The 17,303-nt window shown below is 74.3% G+C and carries 17 protein-coding genes; 8 read left to right on the forward strand and 9 right to left on the reverse strand.

Translation table 11 applies throughout. The features are described 5' to 3' along the window. Positions 1-1,109 (forward strand): AAA family ATPase (locus E4P39_RS19700; RefSeq protein WP_167761990.1); only part of this gene is annotated, 1,109 nt, incomplete at its 5' end. A gap of 9 nt (positions 1,110-1,118) precedes the next feature. Here the strand turns inward: E4P39_RS19700 and E4P39_RS19705 are convergent. Beyond that, positions 1,119-1,943, reverse strand: a complete 825-nt coding sequence (locus E4P39_RS19705; protein ID WP_245159973.1) for an endonuclease/exonuclease/phosphatase family protein — start codon at positions 1,941-1,943, stop codon at positions 1,119-1,121. Positions 1,944-1,955: 12 nt separating this feature from the next. Continuing rightward, positions 1,956-3,629, reverse strand: coding sequence for an alkaline phosphatase D family protein (locus E4P39_RS19710; protein ID WP_135138292.1), 1,674 nt, complete (start codon positions 3,627-3,629; stop codon positions 1,956-1,958). 67 nt (positions 3,630-3,696) lie between these two features. Between E4P39_RS19710 and ftsY the strand changes: the two genes are divergently transcribed. Next, positions 3,697-4,890, forward strand: coding sequence for a signal recognition particle-docking protein FtsY (ftsY, locus tag E4P39_RS19715; protein ID WP_135138293.1), 1,194 nt, complete (start codon positions 3,697-3,699; stop codon positions 4,888-4,890). Here ftsY and E4P39_RS19720 read toward each other — a convergent pair. From E4P39_RS19720 to E4P39_RS19735, 5 genes are read right to left on the reverse strand one after another with little or no spacing between them, the layout of a single operon-like run. After that, on the reverse strand, positions 4,887-5,249 hold the full coding sequence (locus E4P39_RS19720) for a nuclear transport factor 2 family protein (RefSeq protein ID WP_135138294.1): 363 nt from the start codon (positions 5,247-5,249) through the stop codon (positions 4,887-4,889). The two genes, ftsY and E4P39_RS19720, sit on opposite strands and share 4 nt — an antisense overlap. Before the next feature lie 22 nt (positions 5,250-5,271). Beyond that, positions 5,272-6,021, reverse strand: coding sequence for an ABC transporter ATP-binding protein (locus E4P39_RS19725; protein WP_135138295.1), 750 nt, complete (start codon positions 6,019-6,021; stop codon positions 5,272-5,274). Continuing rightward, positions 6,018-6,800 (reverse strand): cobalt ECF transporter T component CbiQ, encoded by a 783-nt coding sequence (cbiQ, locus tag E4P39_RS19730; RefSeq protein WP_135138296.1) that lies wholly within the window; start codon positions 6,798-6,800, stop codon positions 6,018-6,020. Before cbiQ ends, E4P39_RS19725 begins: the two co-directional genes overlap by 4 nt. A 1-nt stretch (position 6,801) precedes the next feature. Beyond that, positions 6,802-7,125, reverse strand: a complete 324-nt coding sequence (locus E4P39_RS22715; protein ID WP_209306634.1) for a PDGLE domain-containing protein — start codon at positions 7,123-7,125, stop codon at positions 6,802-6,804. Further along, the gene (locus tag E4P39_RS19735; RefSeq protein WP_209306635.1) at positions 7,122-7,826 is read right to left on the reverse strand and encodes an energy-coupling factor ABC transporter permease; all 705 of its coding nucleotides are present in this window, start codon (positions 7,824-7,826) and stop codon (positions 7,122-7,124) included. The genes E4P39_RS22715 and E4P39_RS19735 overlap by 4 nt, the downstream gene beginning before the upstream one ends. A gap of 312 nt (positions 7,827-8,138) precedes the next feature. Here E4P39_RS19735 and E4P39_RS19740 point away from each other — a divergent pair, with 312 nt between their 5' ends. From E4P39_RS19740 to E4P39_RS19765, 6 genes are all read left to right on the forward strand, one after another. Next, positions 8,139-9,491 (forward strand): ammonium transporter, encoded by a 1,353-nt coding sequence (locus tag E4P39_RS19740; RefSeq protein ID WP_135138297.1) that lies wholly within the window; start codon positions 8,139-8,141, stop codon positions 9,489-9,491. Further along, entirely contained in the window at positions 9,488-9,826 is a 339-nt protein-coding gene (locus E4P39_RS19745; protein WP_091980408.1) for a P-II family nitrogen regulator, read from the forward strand. The genes E4P39_RS19740 and E4P39_RS19745 overlap by 4 nt, the downstream gene beginning before the upstream one ends. A gap of 92 nt (positions 9,827-9,918) precedes the next feature. Continuing rightward, positions 9,919-12,300, forward strand: coding sequence for a [protein-PII] uridylyltransferase (locus E4P39_RS19750; RefSeq protein ID WP_135138298.1), 2,382 nt, complete (start codon positions 9,919-9,921; stop codon positions 12,298-12,300). Between the two features lie 80 nt (positions 12,301-12,380). Beyond that, positions 12,381-12,572: a hypothetical protein gene (locus E4P39_RS19755; protein ID WP_135138299.1), complete on the forward strand. Its 192-nt coding sequence runs from the start codon at positions 12,381-12,383 to the stop codon at positions 12,570-12,572. A gap of 65 nt (positions 12,573-12,637) precedes the next feature. Beyond that, a complete protein-coding gene (gene ffh, locus E4P39_RS19760; protein WP_135138300.1) occupies positions 12,638-14,209 on the forward strand; it encodes a signal recognition particle protein in 1,572 nt (523 codons plus the stop codon). Next, complete coding sequence (locus tag E4P39_RS19765) at positions 14,206-15,288, forward strand: amidohydrolase family protein (protein WP_245159974.1); 1,083 nt, start codon at positions 14,206-14,208, stop codon at positions 15,286-15,288. Before ffh ends, E4P39_RS19765 begins: the two co-directional genes overlap by 4 nt. Here the strand turns inward: E4P39_RS19765 and E4P39_RS19770 are convergent. Next, on the reverse strand, positions 15,241-16,539 hold the full coding sequence (locus E4P39_RS19770) for a HAMP domain-containing sensor histidine kinase (protein WP_135138301.1): 1,299 nt from the start codon (positions 16,537-16,539) through the stop codon (positions 15,241-15,243). The genes E4P39_RS19765 and E4P39_RS19770 overlap by 48 nt on opposite strands. Beyond that, positions 16,536-17,225 carry a response regulator transcription factor gene (locus E4P39_RS19775; RefSeq protein ID WP_135138302.1) on the reverse strand — a complete coding sequence of 230 codons (690 nt, stop codon included), beginning with the start codon at positions 17,223-17,225 and terminating at the stop codon, positions 16,536-16,538. Before E4P39_RS19775 ends, E4P39_RS19770 begins: the two co-directional genes overlap by 4 nt. Positions 17,226-17,303: the final 78 nt, after the last annotated feature.

Genomic DNA, 17,303 nt, shown 5'->3' on the forward strand with positions numbered 1-17,303 from the left:
CAACCACCGCCGCCCCACGCTCCCGCGCGGCCGTCGCCCGGGCCGCGCGGGAGCGTGGGGCGGCGGTGGCTGCCCGCGTGCGGGGCGATGCCGAGCGCGCGCTCACTGCGCTGGGGAACTCTCTCGCTCGTGCCGTCGCCGAGCGGGACGCCCTCGCCACGGCCCGGTCGTCGTCCGAGGCGGAACTCCTGGAGGTGCGGGCCCGAGTCCGTGCCGCGACGTCGGACCTCGACCGGCTCACCGACGAGGTGCACCGTGACGAGGTCGCCCGCGCCGAGCAGCGGTACCGGATCGAGGCGCTGGAGGAGCGGGCCGCCGAGGAGTACGGCGTCGACCTGCCCACCCTGCTCGCCGAGTACGGCCCGGCCGCGCCGGTGCCGCCCGCGCCCCAGCAGGTGGCCGCGGCCGAGGCGGCGGGGGAGCCCGAACCGGCGCCGACGCCCTACGACCGCGCCGTGCAGGAACGCCGCGCGGCGCGGGCCGAGCGGGACATGGCGACGCTCGGCAAGGTCAACCCGCTGGCGCTCGAGGAGTTCGCGGCGCTGGAGGAGCGGCACGGGTTCCTCGCCACCCAGCTCGAGGACCTCAAGTCCACGCGACGGGACCTGCTCACCGTCGTCCGCGAGGTGGACGAGCGCATCCACGACGTCTTCGCCGCGGCGTTCGCCGACGTCCAGCGCGAGTTCGAGATCGTCTTCGCCACGCTGTTCCCGGGCGGGCACGGGCGGCTGTTCCTCACCGAGCCCGACGACCTGCTGGCCACCGGCATCGAGATCGAGGCGCGTCCGCCGGGCAAGAAGGTCAAGCGGCTGTCGCTGCTCTCCGGCGGGGAGCGTTCCCTGACCGCCGTCGCCCTGCTCGTGGCCATCTTCCGCGCCCGCCCCTCGCCGTTCTACGTCCTCGACGAGGTCGAGGCCGCCCTGGACGACGTCAACCTGGGCCGGCTGCTCACCCTGGTCGAGGAGCTCCGGTCGACGTCCCAGCTGATCGTGATCACCCACCAGAAGCGGACGATGGAGATCGCCGACGCCCTGTACGGCGTGAGCATGCGCGGCGACGGGATCACCGGCGTCATCAGCCAGCGGCTCCGCGAGCTCGAGACGGCGTAGCCACCCGGTTCAGACGCCGCTGCGGACCTCGAGGTCGACGACGAGCGGCAGGTGGTCCGACGCGCCCTCGGCGTCCAGCACCCGGGCGGCGGCGACGGTCACGCCGGAGGAGACCCAGACCTGGTCGATCCGCTTGCGCGGCGAGCGGGCGGGGAACGTGTCGCCCTCGTCCCCGCGCCAGAACCGCCACCCCGCCTGGTCGTCGCGCTCCGTCGCCAGCTCCCAGGCGTCGGTGAAGCGCCCGCGGAGCGCCTCCAGCTCAGGGGCGTCCGGGGACGCGTTGAAGTCGCCCACCAGGACGCCGCCCTCCATCCGCTCGGTGTGCAGCGCGGCCAGCGCCGCCACCTGCTCGGCCCGCTCCGGCACCGACCGGGTCGTGAGGTGCGTCGCGGTCACCCACAGCGTGCCGCCGTCCAGCTCGAGCATCGTGCGGAGTGCGCTGCGCGGCTCGCCGCCGCCGGGCAGCCGGTGCACGTCGCTGACCAGGATCGGCAGCCGGGACAGCAGGGCGTTGCCGTACTGGCGCGGCTCGGCCGGCCCGTCCCCGCCCACCCGCGGCTCGTCGATCGCCGGCCCCCAGGCCAGCTGCATGTCCAGCGCCCGGGAGAGCAGCAGAGCCTGGTCGACGTCCTCGCTGCGGTCGCCGTAGTACCGGTCGACCTCCTGCAGGCAGATCACGTCGGCGTCCACCGCGTGCAGCAGCTTGGCCAGCCGCGGCAGGTCGTGCCGATGGTCGTCCCCGACGCCGTGGTGGGTGTTGAACGTGACCAGACGGACGGGGATCGGAGGCTGGTCGGGTCCAGGCGCCGGCCGCATCCCGGGGAGAGCTGTCACCGCCCCACCCTGTCAGGCCTCGGCCAGCGGCATGTCGAGGACCTGGGTCAGCTCCGTGGCACCCAGCTCGCTCACCGACAGCACGAACCGCGCCTCGCGCCCGGTGAGCACCAGCTCGCCGATCTGGTTGCCGAAGTACGGGCCGGCCTGCTTCTCCCACTCGAGCGTCGTCGGCTCGGCCCGCACCAGGCGGGCGAGCCGCTCGGTGAGACGCCGTGCCCGGGCGCTCCACCCGATCCGGAAACCCACCCGGATCGGGTGCGGGGCCTGGTTGTGCAGCGGCGAGACCGTCAGCTGGTGCACGCGGGCCGCGAGCCCCTCCGGGCGGACCACCTCGGCGGCGTAGGCGTGGTGGACGTCGCCGGAGAGCACCAGCGCGGTCGCCGGCGCGCGGCCGTGCTCGCCCCGCGCGACGGCGGTGAGCGCCGACCCGAGACGGTCGAAGGAGTGCCCGAAGGCCGCCCAGTGCTCCAGGTCGGACGCCTGGCGCACCGCCTCGGACAGGCGCCCCCGCCACCGGCCGTGGTGCCGGACGTTCAGCGTCTCGTTCCACCGCTCGAGGTTGTGGATGGCGTGCGGCAGCAGCCACGGCAGGGAGGTGCCGAGGATGAGGTGTTCCACGCCCTCGTCGACCGCCCGGTGCATGGCCGCTTCCACCCAGGCGAACTCGTCCTCGTCCAGCATCCGCCGGTGCTGCTCCTCCAGCACCCGGCCCGCCCGGCTGTCGATCATGATCAGCCGCGCGTCGCCCCAGTGGCGCACGAAGCTCCACCGGATCGTGGCCGGTTCGGCGTCGGCCAGTTCGGCCATCTCGCGCAGCATCGGCTCGGCGTCCCGGGCGGCGTCATCGGCGCTCATGCCCTGGATCGCCTGCCAGGTCTTGTTCTCCGCCAGCTCCTGCGGGCTGAGGTTGCCCAGGTGCTGGTAGACCCAGTAGCTGACCAGGCCGCCGCAGATCCGCCCGTGCCACCACGCCTCGCTGGTGACCTTCTCCCGCCACGCGGCGGAGGTGTTCCAGTCGTCGATCATCTCGTGGTCGTCGAAGATCATGGACGACGGGATGGTCGACAGCAGCCAGCGGACCTGCGGGTCGCCCCACGACTCCACGTAGAGCCGGGTGTACTCCTCGAAGTCCGCGACCTGGTCCTCGAGTGCCACCGCTTCCTTGCGGGACGTGCGGCGGCGCCTGAGGACGGACTTCGTCTCCTTCGTCAGCTCGTCGGCGTAGACCTGGTCACCGAGCAGCACCAGGGCGTCGGGCCACTGGTCCTCCGGCAGCGGCGCGATCCGGCTCGCGTACAGGTCCAGCGCGTCGGGCGGGATCCCCTCGGACTCCCCGACCGTCCGCGGGCTGGCGTACCGGCAGGAACCGAAGGCGATGCGGAAGGGGCCCGAGCCGCCGGCGGTGCGGATGCGGCTCGGCGGGAACTCCGACCCGGCCGGCGGCCACACCTGCCCGCCGTCGAGGCGCACCTCGTAGGGGGTGCTGCTTCCCGGCTCGAGGTCCTCCACCAGGACGAGCGCGTAGTGGTGGCCGCCGACGCAGAACGTGCGCGCCCGCCGGCCGAGCACCTCGACCTCGCAGGGGCGGTCGGTCTCCACCCACACCGTGGCGGACACGGGGTCGACGTGCCTCAGGAGTGGGCCGAGGAGGAGGGCGGGGGGGCTCTCGTCGGGCGGTGGCATGCCACCAGACTGGCCCACGCACCTGTGTCCCGCCTGCATCCCCGCTGTGGGCTGGAAGACTCGGGGCATGGAATTCGTGCTCATCGCGATCGTGATCCTCGTCGTCGCGCTGATCGCCGGGCTCGGCCTGCTCGTCGGCCGGGGACGACGCACCACCCGGCTGGACGACGACGCGGTCGCCGGCACGACGCTGACGCGGCCGCGCCCTCCCGTCGAGGAGGCGCCCCCCGCACGGGGTTCGACGGCATCCGGTCTCGGTCTGCCGCCCGAGGCGCCGGAGGTCTCGCTCCCGCCCGCCGAGCCCGAGCCGGGGCTGCTCTTCGAGACCCCGCCGCCGTCGGCCGGGCGGCTCGTGCGGCTGCGCTCCCGGCTGGCCCGCTCCCAGTCCTCGCTCGGCCGTGGCCTGCTCACGGTGCTGGCCCGCGAGAAGCTCACCGAGGACGACTGGGAGGAGGTCGAGGAGACCCTCCTCGCCGCCGACGTGGGCCTCGCCGCGACCACGCAGATCGTCGAGCGCCTGCGCACCCAGTCGATGGTGCTCGCCACCGCCAGTGGCACCGACCTGCGGGAGCTGCTGGTGCGCGAGCTCGTCGCCGTCCTGGGGCCGGACCTGGACCGCACGCTGGGCACCGACCGGCACGACGGGCTGCCGGGCGTCGTCCTCGTGGTGGGGGTCAACGGCGCCGGCAAGACGACGACCGTCGGCAAGATCGCCCGCGTGCTCGTCGGCGACGGGAAGAGCGTCGTCCTCGGTGCCGCCGACACCTTCCGCGCCGCCGCCGCCGACCAGCTGGAGACCTGGGGCGAGCGCGTGGGCGTGCTGACCGTGCGCGGCCGCGAGGGCGGCGACCCGGCGTCGGTGGCGTTCGAATCGGTCCGCACCGGCGTGGAGGGCGAGGTCGACGCCGTGCTGGTGGACACCGCCGGCCGGCTGCACACCAAGTCGGGCCTCATGGACGAGCTGGGCAAGATCAAGCGCGTCGTCGAGAAGCAGTCGCCCGTGACGGAGGTGCTGCTCGTGCTCGACGCGACGACCGGGCAGAACGGGATCGTGCAGGCGCGGGTGTTCACCGAGGCGGTGGACGTCACCGGAGTGGTGCTCACGAAGCTCGACGGCACGGCCAAGGGCGGCATCGTCGTCTCGGTGCAGCGGGAGCTCGGCATCCCGGTGAAGCTCATCGGGCTGGGGGAGGGACCCGACGACCTCGCGCCGTTCGAGCCGGGTGCCTTCGCGGAGGCGCTGGTCGGCGGAGGGGACTAGACGAGGTCCGCCGGGTCCAGCTCGACGGTGTACGACGTGATGGCGGTGACGACCCCGTCGCGGAACTCGTAGATGTCGCAGGAGGCGACGACGCCGACCTCGCCCTCGGCGTCCACGTAGCGGCCGATCGCGTCCACCGCGGCTGCGTCGCCCTCGGCGACGACCAGGAAGCGCTCGAAGCATGCCGTGCCCTTCGCGAGCTCGCTGAGCGTGGTTTCGCACGCGTCGATCACGGCCTCCCGCCCGGTCAGCGTGAACTGCCCGGGGGAGGTCCAGCGCACGTCGGTGGCCAGGGACGGGTAGGCCTCGGCGAAGCGGTGGCCGGAGAAGGCCTCGGCGATCTGGCGGGGCGTGGCCATCAGGTGTCCTCTCGGGCGACGGCTAGGACGACGGGACGTTCGCCGGGTCGAACCCGTAGGGGAGCTCCAGCCGGTGCGCGGCCAGCAGGTCGGCGTCGGCGAGCAGGTCGCGCGTCGGCCCGTCCGCGACCACGGCTCCGCCGTCCAGGACGACCGATCGCGGGCAGAGCTGCAGGGCGTACGGCAGGTCGTGGGTGACCATCAGCAGGGTCACCGGCAGCGCCTGCAGCACCTCGGCCAGCTCGCGGCGGCCGGCGGGGTCGAGGTTGGACGACGGCTCGTCGAGCACCAGGATCTCCGGGTCCATCGACAGCACCGTGGCGACCGCGACCCGACGGCGCTGGCCGAAGGACAGGTGGTGCGGCGGCCGGTCGGCGAACTCCGCCATGCCCACCCGGTCCAGCGCCGCCGCGACCCGCGCCGCGACCTCGGGTTCCGGCAGGCCGAGATTGCGCGGGCCGAACGCGACGTCCTCGGCGACGGTCGGCATGAACAGCTGGTCGTCGGGGTCCTGGAAGACGACGCCGACCCGCCGCCGGATCTCCCGCAGGGTCGGCTTGCCGACCGGCAGCCCGGCCACCGACACCCGGCCGCGGCCGGCCCGCAGGATGCCGTTGAGGTGCAGCACGAGCGTCGTCTTCCCGGCCCCGTTCGGGCCGAGCAACGCCACCCGCTCGCCCCGCTCGAGCCGCAGGTCGACGCCGAACAGTGCCTGGTGCCCGTCGGGATAGGCGAAGGCGACATCCTCGACCAGCAGGGAGGGAGCCGTCATCCGAGCACGAACCCCGCCGTCAGGACCGCCGCCGCGGCCACCGGCAGCGTCAGCGCCGTCGCCCAGGCCCGCGGGCGGACGGCGGCGGCCGGGCCGGTGCGCAGGTGCCCGTCGTAGCCCCTGGACAGCATGGCGAGGTGCACCCGTTCGCCCCGCTCGTAGGAGCGCACGAACAGCGACCCCGCCGTGGCGCCGAGGACGCGCAGCCCGGCCGCGCCCCGCGCGCGGAAGCCGCGGGACTCGCGGGCGACCCGCATCCGCTGGAGCTCGCCGGTGACGACGTCGGCGTAGCGGATCATGAACATCAGGATCTGCACGAGCACCGCCGGCAGCCGCAGCCGCTGCAGCCCGCGGAGCAGTGCCCGGGGCTCGGTCGTGACGGCGAGGACGGTCGCGGCGAGCACCGAGAGCGTGGCCTTCGCCAGCAGCCCGCCGCCGGTCTCCAGCCCGCTCCGGGAGACCGCCAGGCCGAGCACCTCCACCCGGGGCCCCGCCGTCACGAACGGCAGCAGCAGGGCGAACGCGACGAACGGCAGCTCGACGACCAGACCGCGGGCGAGCCGCCCGGGCCGCACCCGGGCGACGGCTGCCACGGCGAGCACCACCACCAGGTAGCCGGCGTAGGCCGCCGGGGCCCAGGCGGCGTGCACCGGCGTCGCCACCACGACCAGGGCGAAGGCCAGGACGGCGACGAGCTTGACGTGCGGCTCCAGCCGGTGGACCCGGGTGGTGCCGCCCACGTAGCGGGCGGTCAGGGCGCCGCCGTGACCCGCGCCCACGTCAGTCCGTCGGCGTGCCGGCGCCGGCGGCCCGCCGCCGGACGAGCAGGGTCAGTCCACCCGCCAGTGCGAGGGTGACCACGACGCCGGCGACGCCGGCCGTTCCGGTCGAGACGCGGCTCTCCTCGCCGGCCACGGCGTAGTCGGCCAGCGGAGAGTCCGCGGTCGCGCTGTCCTGGGCGGTGTCGGCGAAGCCCGCCTGCTCGGCAGCCGATTCGAGCCCGTCCGGGGAGGAGCTGGCGTACCAGCTGCCCACGCCGGCGACCAGCAGGGCCAGCAGCAGGCCGGTGACCCAGACCGTGCGGGTGCGGGGTGCGCGGCTCACCGGGTGATCCCGGCCCCGACCGGCTCGGCGCGGCTCTGCAGCGGGGCGGCCTGGTGCAGGTGCGTCGCGCCGTGGACGAGGTCCGGCCGCACGGCGAGGACGGCGCCGAGCACCGCGACGGTGATGGCGGCCTCGCCGACGCCGATCAGCAGGTGCACCCCACCCATGGCCGCGGCGACGGCGCCGAGGGGCACTCCCGCGACCCCGCCGACCGCGAACAGGGCGACGAACGCGAGCGCCGCCGCGGGCACGGAGAGGAACGCAGCCGTGGCCGCGGCGGCCAGCAGCCCGCCGCGCGTCCGGGGCAGCACGGCGGTGAGCAGCCGGAAGACGCCGTAGCCGAGCACGACCGACACCACCGCCATCAGCGTGACGTTGGTGCCCAGTGCCGTGAGCCCGCCGTCGGCGAAGAGGACCGCCTGGACCAGCAGGACCACGGTCATGCACAGGATCGCCGTCCACGGTCCCACCAGGACGGCGGTGAGCACCGCGCCGATCAGGTGCCCGCTGGTGCCGCCGGCGACCGGGAAGTTGATCATCTGGGCGGCGAAGACGAAGGCGGCCGTCAGGCCCGCGAGGGGCGCGGCGCGATCGTCCAGCTCGCGCTCGGCGCGGCGGATCGCCAGGGCGACGACGCCGACGGCCAGGGCCCCGGTGGCGACGGACGTGGCGGGGTCGAGGAACCCGTCGGGGACGTGCACGCTGCCTCCGGAGTGCTCGCGGGTGGTGGGCGGCGACCGCGCCCAGCTGGGGGTCTGCCGCCTGCGGAAACCTTATTGCACATCGTTTGCAATTGCACTGCCGGGTGTGTCCGGTGCCACGAACGGGGGGTCCGCAACACGACCGGAACGCAGGAGCGGGACACGCGGACCTGAGTTCACCGCCACGAAACGTGCCGAGGACGCCGCCAGAAACACGGGGACGGCACCGTGAACGCCACGTCGCCCTCCTCCCGAGGAGCGCCGGACACACCCGCCCCGGCCCCTGGCCGACGATCCACTCAGGAGGTTGCCGTGGACACCGGCGACACTGCCTGGGTCCTGACCAGCGCCGCCCTGGTGCTGCTCATGACCCCCGGTCTGGCGCTCTTCTACGGCGGCATGGTCCGCGCGAAGAGCGTCCTCAACATGATGATGATGAGCTTCGGAGCGCTCGCGCTGATCAGCGTGCTCTGGGTGCTCTACGGCTACTCGATGGCCTTCGGGAACGACATCGGCGCCGGCCTGCTCGGCAATCCCTTCGAGTTCTTCGGCCTCTCCGGGCTGCTCGGCACCGAGGGCATCGACAACGGGTTCGCCGCCACCTCGCTGGTCTTCACGGTCCCCTCGATGGCCTTCGTGGCCTTCCAGGCGGTCTTCGCGATCATCACCGTCGCCCTGATCTCCGGCGCCATCGCCGACCGGGCCCGCTTCGGTCCGTGGATGATCTTCGCCGGCGTCTGGGCGACCGTCGTCTACTTCCCGGTGGCCCACTGGGTGTTCGCGTTCGACGGTGCGGAGTCCGAGACCGGCGGGTGGATCGCCAACACCCTGCTGGCCATCGACTTCGCCGGCGGCACGGCCGTGCACATCAACGCCGGCGCCGCGGGCCTCGCGCTCGCCCTCGTCCTCGGCAAGCGCCGCGGCTTCGGCCGCGAGCCGATGCGGCCGCACAACCTCCCGCTCGTGATGATCGGTGCCGGCCTGCTCTGGTTCGGCTGGTTCGGCTTCAACGCCGGCTCGGCGCTGTCGGCCAACGGCCAGGCCGCCGAGGTCTTCGTGACCACGATCGTCGCCACCGCGGCCGCCACGCTGGGCTGGCTCGCGACGGAGAAGATCCGCGACGGGCACGCCACGTCCCTGGGCGCCGCGTCCGGCGTCGTCGCGGGCCTCGTGGCGATCACGCCGGCGTGTTCGTCGGTCACCCCGGTCGGCGCGATCTTCATCGGCCTCCTCGCCGGTGTCCTGTGCGCCCTCGCGGTAGGCCTGAAGTACAAGCTGGGCTACGACGACTCGCTCGACGTCGTCGGCGTCCACCTCGTCGGCGGCCTGTGGGGCACCCTGGCGGTCGGCCTGTTCGCCTCCGCCGCCACCACGGCGGGCGTCGACGGGCTGTTCTACGGCGGCGGCGTCGACCAGCTCTGGAAGCAGGCGGTCGGAGCCCTCGCGGTGCTGGTCTACTCGTTCGTGCTCACCATGGTCATCGGGATCGCCATCCAGAAGACGATCGGCTTCCGCGTCACCGACGAGGCCGAGATCGCCGGGATCGACAACGGCGAGCACGCCGAGACCGCGTACGACTTCGCCTCCCTCGGCGGCGGTAGCGGAACATCACTGGTCGGCCAGGCACACGCCGAGGCCCGCAACACGGAGGGAAGCCGGGTATGAAGCTGGTCACCGCGATCGTCAAGCCGTTCAAGCTGGACGACGTCAAGAACGCACTCGAGCTGATCGGCGTCGCCGGTCTGACCGTCAGCGAGGTCCAGGGCTTCGGCCGCCAGCGGGGACACACCGAGGTCTACCGCGGGGCGGAGTACCAGGTGGACTTCGTGCCCAAGGTGCGCATCGAGGTGGTCGTCAGCGAGCTGGACGCCGCCCGCGTGGTCGATGCCGTGGTCGAGGCCGCCTCGACGGGGCAGATCGGCGACGGCAAGGTGTGGGTCACCACGATCGACGAGATCGTGCGCGTCCGCACCGGTGAGCGCGGCGACGACGCGCTCTAGGTCCTGAGGACGGCCGCCGGCCGGGGGAGCGGATTCCGCTGCCCCGGCCGGCGTTCCTCTGCCAGGCGGCTCACATCCATCGAGGGGGAGACGTGCTCGACGTCGCCGCGCTGCCCGGCCTGACCCGCGCCGAGCGGGTGCAGGTGCTCGACGCGTGGCTCGGCAGGCTGCTCGACGAGGCGGTCGCCGGCACGCCCCCGTCCCGGCAGCGCCGCGGCGCGCCCCCGCCGCGGACCGGCACCAGCGGCATCGCGCTCGTCGCCGTCGGCAGCCTCGGCCGCCGCGAGCTGCCCCCGTTCGGCGACCTCGACCTGGTCCTGGTGCACGACGGGCGGCCCGAGATCGCCTCCGTCGCCGACGCCCTCTGGTACCCGGTGTGGGACGCCGGCCTCCGGCTGGACCACTCCGTGCGCTCGATCCCCGAGGCCGTGGGCGTTGCCTCCACCGACGTCAAGGCGGGCCTGGGGCTCCTGGACGCCCGGCTGGTCGCCGGCGATGCCGAGCTCGCCGCCCGGCTGCGGACGGCGACGCTGGCGAGCTGGCGGCAGTCCGCCTCCCGACTGCTGCCCCAGCTGCGCGACCTGCGCCGGGGACGGGCCCACCAGGTCGGCGAGGTCGCCTTCCTCCTGGAGCCCGACCTCAAGGAGGCCTACGGCGGCCTGCGCGAGGGCCAGGTGCTCCGCGCCGTCGCCGCCGCCCAGCTCGGCGACGAGCCCACCGCCGAGATCGAGGCCGCGTACGCCTTCCTGCTCGACGTCCGCGACGAGCTGCGGCGGCGCACCGGCCGCCCCGCCGACGTCCTCGTCCGTCAGGAGCAGCGCCCCGTCGCGGTCGCGCTCGGCCTCGCCGACGAGGACATCCTGCTGCGCGAGGTCAGCCTCGCCGGCCGCCGGCTCGCCTTCGTGGCCGACGAGACCTGGCGCCGGGTCGAGGCGGGCCTCGTGCGGCGGCCGCACGGCCGGTACCGCCGGGTGCGGCGCGAACCGCTGGCCGAGGGCGTCGTCCGGCAGGGGGACGAGGTCGTCCTCGCCCAGGGCGCCCGGCCGGCGGTCGATCCGGGGCTCCTGCTGCGCGCAGCGGCTGCCGCGGCCCGCGCCGACCTGCTGCTCTCGCCGTACACGCTCAAGGTGCTCGCGGTGCACAGCCCGCCGGTGCCCGAGCCGTGGCCGGCGGAGCTCCGCTGGTCCTTCCTCCGGCTCCTCGCCAGCGGTCGTGCGGCGGTCCCGATCCTCGAACAGCTGGACCAGGAGGGTCTCCTGGCGCGCCTGCTGCCGGAGTGGGACCGGGTCCGCTCCCTCCCGCAGCGCCACCCGTGGCACCGGTTCACCGTGGACCGGCACCTCGTGGAGGCGGCCGCGGCCGCCTCCGAGCTGACCCACGACGTCGACCGTCCCGACCTGCTGCTGGTCGCCGCGCTGCTGCACGACATCGGCAAGGGCTGGCCCGGCGACCACAGCGTCGTGGGCGAGCCGATCGCGGCGGAGATGGCCACGCGGATGGGGTTCTCCCCGCCCGACGTCGCGGTCCTCCGCGTCCTGGTCCGCCATCACCTGCTGCTGCCGGCCACCGCCACCCGGCGGGACATCGACGACCCCGCGACGATCGACCGCGTGGCCGCCACCATCGACCACGACCCCGCGGTGCTCCAGCTGCTGCACGCCCTCGCCCAGGCCGACGGAGCCGCCACGAGCGCGTCGGCGTGGTCCCCCTGGAAGGCGCATCTGGTCGCCGCCCTGGTCGCCCGCGTCCAGGCGAAGCTGGGGTCCGTGGCCGGGGCACCGGAGCCGGTGCTGCATCCGACGGAGCCCCAGGTGACCGCCCGGCCCCTCGACATCCCCGGGGCGGGCGGCGCGGTCACCGTCGGGATCGAGGACGTCGCCGACGGACAGCAGGTGACCATCGGTGCACCCGACCGGTCGGGCCTGCTCAGCACGTGCGCCGGCGTGCTCGCCCTCAACCAGCTCGACGTCCGCGCCGCGCGGATCGCCGTCGAGGCGGGGTACGCGACGGCCGTCTTCGCCGTGCGCCCCCGGTTCGGTCGCGCGCCCGTGCCGGAGATCCTCGCCGACGGCGTCCGCGCCGCGCTGGAGGGCACCCTGCCCCTGGCCGAACGCCTGCGGCAGCGGGAGGCGGACTACCGGCAGACGGGCGGCCGGTCGGCGCCGCCGCGCATCTCCTGGCACAACGGGGAGGTCAGCGGGGCCGCGAACGGCATCGTCGAGGTGCGGGCCGGGGACCGGGCCGGGCTGCTCTACCGGCTCACGGCGGCGATCACGGGGGAGGGGCTCGACGTCACCTCGGCCCGGATCGAGACCCTGGGGGCGGATGCCGTCGACAGCTTCTACGTCCGCAACCCGTCCGGCACACCCGTGGACGCCGAGCAGCGCCGACGGGTCGACGAGGCGCTGGTGACCGCCACCGGAGGCGCGGTGCACGACGTCCTCGCCGGCGGGACGACCGACACGCCGGGCTGAACTCCCCGGAACTGTCGTACGTACGTGCGACCGTCGAGACAGATCGGGACGGAACGGTCCCGCAGTCGAGAGGAGCGTCCATGGACAGCCGGCTGTGGCCCTGCCCGCCCTGTGGCGAGATCCGCGAGTTCATCCAGCCGACGTGCCTCGACGGGCACACCGACGACGGCGGCGAGTGTCCCGAGTGGGCGTGCGTCGACTGCGGCTCCGCCGTCGTGTTCGGGGACGTCGGCGTGGTCGCCGGCGTCCTGCGCCTGCGACAGGCCGCCTGAGCGGTCGATACCCTCGGGTCGGACGGCGCGACGTGTTTCGCGCCCGTGACTGCTGAGGACGTGCTGTGTTCGAGACCCTCTCCGACCGACTGGACAAGGTCTTCGCCGGCCTGCGTGGCAAGGGCCGGCTCACCGAGGCCGACATCGACGCCACCGCGCGCGAGATCCGCATCGCGCTGCTCGAGGCGGACGTCGCGCTGCCGGTGGTCCGCGCGTTCATCGCGTCGGTAAAGGAGCGCGCGACCGGCGCCGAGGTGTCCGCTGCGCTGAACCCGGCGCAGCAGGTCATCAAGATCGTCAACGAGGAGCTCATCGGCATCCTCGGCGGGGAGACCCGCCGGATCCGGCTGGCCAAGACCTCGCCGACGGTGATCATGCTGGCCGGCCTCCAGGGCTCCGGTAAGACGACCCTGGCCGGCAAGCTCGGCCGCTGGCTCAAGAGCCAGGGCCACACCCCGCTCCTGGTCGCCGCCGACCTCCAGCGCCCCAACGCGGTCAACCAGCTGTCGATCGTCGCCGGCCAGGCCGGGGTCGACGTCTTCGCCCCCCAGCCGGGCAACGGGGTGGGCGACCCGGTGGAGGTCGCCCGGGAGTCCATCGAGCACGCCCGGCGCACGATGCACGACGTCGTGGTCGTCGACACCGCCGGCCGCCTCGGCATCGACGCCGAGCTCATGGCCCAGGCCGCCGCCATCCGCGACGCCGTCCAGCCCGACGAGACGCTGTTCGTGGTCGACGCCATGATCGGCCAGGACGCGGTCACCACCGCGACGGCGTTCCAGGAGGGCGTCGGGTTCACCGGCGTCGTCCTGACCAAGCTCGACGGCGACGCCCGCGGTGGTGCCGCACTGTCCGTCCGGCACGTCACCGGCCAGCCGATCATGTTCGCCTCCACGGGCGAGAAGCTGGCCGACTTCGACGTCTTCCACCCCGAGCGGATGGCCTCCCGGATCCTCGGGATGGGCGACGTCCTCACGCTCATCGAGCAGGCCGAGCAGCACTTCGACGCCGACCAGGCCGAGAAGATGGCCGGCAAGCTCGCCTCCCGCGAGGGCTTCACCCTCGAGGACTTCCTCGAGCAGATGATGTCCATCCGCAAGATGGGCCCCATCGCCAACCTGCTCGGCATGCTGCCCGGCGCCGGTGCGATGAAGGAGCAGCTCAAGCAGATCGACGACCGCGACCTGGACCGCACCGCGGCGATCATCCGGTCGATGACGCCGACCGAGCGGGTCACCCCGAAGATCATCAACGCGTCGCGGCGGGTCCGGATCGCGAACGGTTCCGGCGTCAGCGTCACCGACGTGAACCAGCTCCTGGAGCGCTTCACCCAGGCCCAGAAGATGATGAGCCAGATGGCCGGCAGCATGGGGCTGCCCGGTATGGGCCCGATGTCGAAGAAGGCGCGCGGCCGTCAGATGCAGGCCCAGGCCAAGAAGGGCAAGAAGGGCAAGGGCGGCAAGGCCAAGGGCGGGCCGGCGCGGCGTCCCTTGGGCGCCCCAGGGCTCCCACCCGGCGCCGGCTTGCCCGGCGGCGGGCTGCCTGGCGGCATGCCGGGCCTCCCGCCCGGCCAGGGGCTGCCGGATCTCACGAAGCTCAATTTCGACCAGTTGAAGGACGAGCGGCCCGGCCGGTGAGCGCTCCGCTGCATCTGTCCGGGGTCGTCCTTCCGGAGGGGGAGCATCGCGACCTCTGGGTCCGGGACGGACGCTTCACGTTCGAGACGGTGCCGGGGGCCGAGACGGTGACCCGGGGCGGCTGGCTCGTCCCGGGGCTGGTCGACGCGCACTGCCACGTCGGCATCGCCACCGGCGGCACGCGCGTCCAGGACCTCGACGCGGCCCGCCAACAGGCACTGGCCGACCGGGCGGCCGGGGTACTCGCCCTGCGCGACTGCGGCTCGCCCGTCGACACCCGGGCGCTGGACGACGAGCCCGACCTGCCCCGCATCCTCCGGGCCGGCCGGCACATCTCCGCGCCGCGCCGCTACATCCCCGGCCTGGCGGTCGAGGTCGAGCCGCCCGACCTGGTGGCCGAGGTCCGCACCCAGGCCCGCCGCGGCGACGGCTGGGTGAAGCTCATCGGTGACTGGATCGACCGGGACCTCGGCGACCTCGGCCCCCAGTGGCCGCGCGAGGCGCTGGCCGCGGCGATCACCGCCGCCCACGAGGAGGGCGCCCGGGTCACCGCCCACACGTTCGGCACCGACGCGCTCCCCGACCTCGTCGCGGCCGGCATCGACTGCATCGAGCACGGCACCGGCCTCACCGAGGACCTCATCGCGGAGATGGCCACCCGCGGCACGGCCGTCGTCCCGACGCTGGTGAACGTGGCGAACTTCCCCGGCTTCGCGGCCGCGGGGGAGAAGAAGTTCCCGGGGTACGCGAGCACGATGCGGCGGCTGCACGCGAACTCCGGCGCCGTGGTCCGCGCGGCGTTCGACGCCGGGGTGCCGGTCTTCGCCGGCACCGACGCGGGCGGTGGCATCGCGCACGGTGTTCTCGCCGACGAGGTCCGGGCGCTGCACGGGGCCGGGCTGCCAGCCGAGGCGGCGCTGGCCGCGGCGTCCTGGTCCGCCCGCGCCTGGCTCGGGCTGACGTGCATCGAGGAGGGGGCATCCGCCGACCTCGTCGTCTACGACGCCGACCCGCGGACGGACCTCGACTCGCTACGGCGACCGCAACGGATGCTGCTCCGGGGCCGCGTCGTCGCCTGAGCCGGGCGCGCCCAGCGCGAGGACAACGGTCGAGCCGTCGTCCGAGGAGCCGAGCCGCAGGGTTCCGCCGGAGGACTCGGCGGTGCGGCGGGCGATGTCGAGACCCAGGCCGGTCGACCCGCCTCCGCTGCGTCCCCGTTCGACCGCGGTGTCCGGCATCCCGGGGCCCGCGTCCGACACGGTCACCTCGGCGCCACCCGCGGCCCGCGGTTGCACCGCCACGCGGAAGGCGGTCCCCTCCGGGGTGTGGGCGAAGACGTTGCCGAGCAGGGCGTCCACCGCCGCGCCGAGGTCCGATGCGGCGACGCGCACCGGCAGCGGCACGGGGCTCAGCTCGACCGTGACGGCGCGGCGCTCCTCCTCGGCCAGCACCGACCAGAACCGCACCCGCCGCGCGACGACGTCCACCGCGTCGCAGCCGGCACCCAGTCCCTCGCGGACGGTCCGCCGGGCCTCGGAGATCACCTCGTCGATGCCCCGGCTCAGGGCGTCGACGTCCCCGAGCAGGCGGGTCCGGTCCTCGCCGGGCAGCGCCTCGACGTCCAGCCGGAGGGCGGTGAGGGGGGTCCTGAGCCGGTGGGCGAGGTCCGCGGCGGCCTCGCGCTCGGCGGTCAGGAGCTCGGCGATCCGGCCGGCCAGCGCGTTGACCGCGGTCGCGACCTCACGGACCTCCGCCGGGCCGGCAGGGGTGGCCCGCGCCGACAGGTCGCCGCTCCCGAGCCGGTGTGCGGTGGTCGCCAGGTCGGTGACCGGCCGCGTGAGCGAGCGCGCCAGCCGGTCGGCGACCAGCAGCGCCAGCAGCAGCAGGACGACCCCCAGCCCACCGAGCACCAGCCAGGTCCGCGAGACCCCCGCGCGCAGCAGCTCGCGCGGGACGAACACCTCGATGACCGCGGTGCCGTCGGGGCGCCGCACCGGCTGCAGGAGGCGGGTCCCGGTTCCGCTCTCCACGACCGTCGGGGTCAGCGGGATGCTTCCGGCGTCGACCGAGCCGGGTTCGGTCAGCCACTCCCCGTCGGTCCACCGCACCGCGACGATCCGGCCGCCGTCGACGGAGGCCGCCAGTCCGGCGGCGACCTCCTCGGGCGGGTCGAGCCCGACCGACGGGATCAGCACCTGCAGCTGGGCCTGGGCGGCGTCCATGGCGCGGGCCTCGGCCACCCTCGCGACCAGGGAGGCCGCCGGCAGCAGGAACGCGAGCAGGACGATCGACGTCGTCGCCGCGACCAGCAGCGTGATCTGGCGCCTCACGACTCGGGCTCGGCCAGCCGTACCCCGACACCGCGCACCGTCTGCAGCAGGCGCGGCTCGGCGGCGCTCTCCCCGAGCTTGCGGCGCAGCCACGAGAGATGGACGTCGACGGTCTTGTCCGATCCGCCGTAGGGCAGCTGCCACACCTCGGCGAGGAGCTCCCGCTTGGTCACGACGGTGCCGACCCGGGCGGCGAGATACGCCAGCAGGTCGAACTCCTTGGGGGAGAGGTCCACCGGCCGGCCGGCCTGCGTCACCCGGCGGCCCCGCGGATCGACCACCACGTCGGCGACGGTCACGGTGGCGCTCGCCGCATCGGCCGCGCCCGCCGCCCGCCGCAGCACGGCCCGGATGCGCGCCTCGAGCTGGCCGGCCTGGAACGGTTTGAGCACGTAGTCGTCGGCACCGGCGTCGAGGGCCTGCACGATGCTCTCGTCGTCGTCCCGCGCCGTGGCCACGATGACCGGCACTGCGGAGACCGCGCGCAGCATGCGCAGCAGCTCCCGGCCGTCGAGGTCGGGCAGGCCCAGATCCAGGACGACGAGGTCCGGGCGCTCCTCCACGGCCGATCGCAGCCCGGCCAGCGCCGTACCCGCCGAGCTGACCGCGTGACCCCGCTCGCGCAGCGCACGGATCAGGGCAGTGCGGATCCGCTCGTCGTCCTCCACCACCAGGAGCTGGGCCACGCGGCGACGCTAATGCCGCTCCGGACCCTCCCGGGGGATCCGGGCCGGGTCTTGACCCCTTCTTGGGGTGGTCTTAAC

It is taken from the genome of Blastococcus sp. CT_GayMR19, from assembly GCF_004570385.1.
Classification (GTDB): domain Bacteria; phylum Actinomycetota; class Actinomycetes; order Mycobacteriales; family Geodermatophilaceae; genus Blastococcus_B.

What these genes read in the sequence shown, in the direction of transcription:
- ftsY (WP_135138293.1), top strand. Translation starts at nt 3,697, where the DNA reads ATGGAATTCGTGCTCATCGCGATCGTGATCCTCGTCGTCGCGCTGATC.
- E4P39_RS19755 (WP_135138299.1), top strand. Translation starts at nt 12,381, where the DNA reads ATGGACAGCCGGCTGTGGCCCTGCCCGCCCTGTGGCGAGATCCGCGAG.
- E4P39_RS19710 (WP_135138292.1), bottom strand. Translation starts at nt 3,629, where the DNA reads ATGCCACCGCCCGACGAGAGCCCCCCCGCCCTCCTCCTCGGCCCACTC.
- E4P39_RS19725 (WP_135138295.1), bottom strand. Translation starts at nt 6,021, where the DNA reads ATGACGGCTCCCTCCCTGCTGGTCGAGGATGTCGCCTTCGCCTATCCC.
- E4P39_RS19720 (WP_135138294.1), bottom strand. Translation starts at nt 5,249, where the DNA reads ATGGCCACGCCCCGCCAGATCGCCGAGGCCTTCTCCGGCCACCGCTTC.
- E4P39_RS19745 (WP_091980408.1), top strand. Translation starts at nt 9,488, where the DNA reads ATGAAGCTGGTCACCGCGATCGTCAAGCCGTTCAAGCTGGACGACGTC.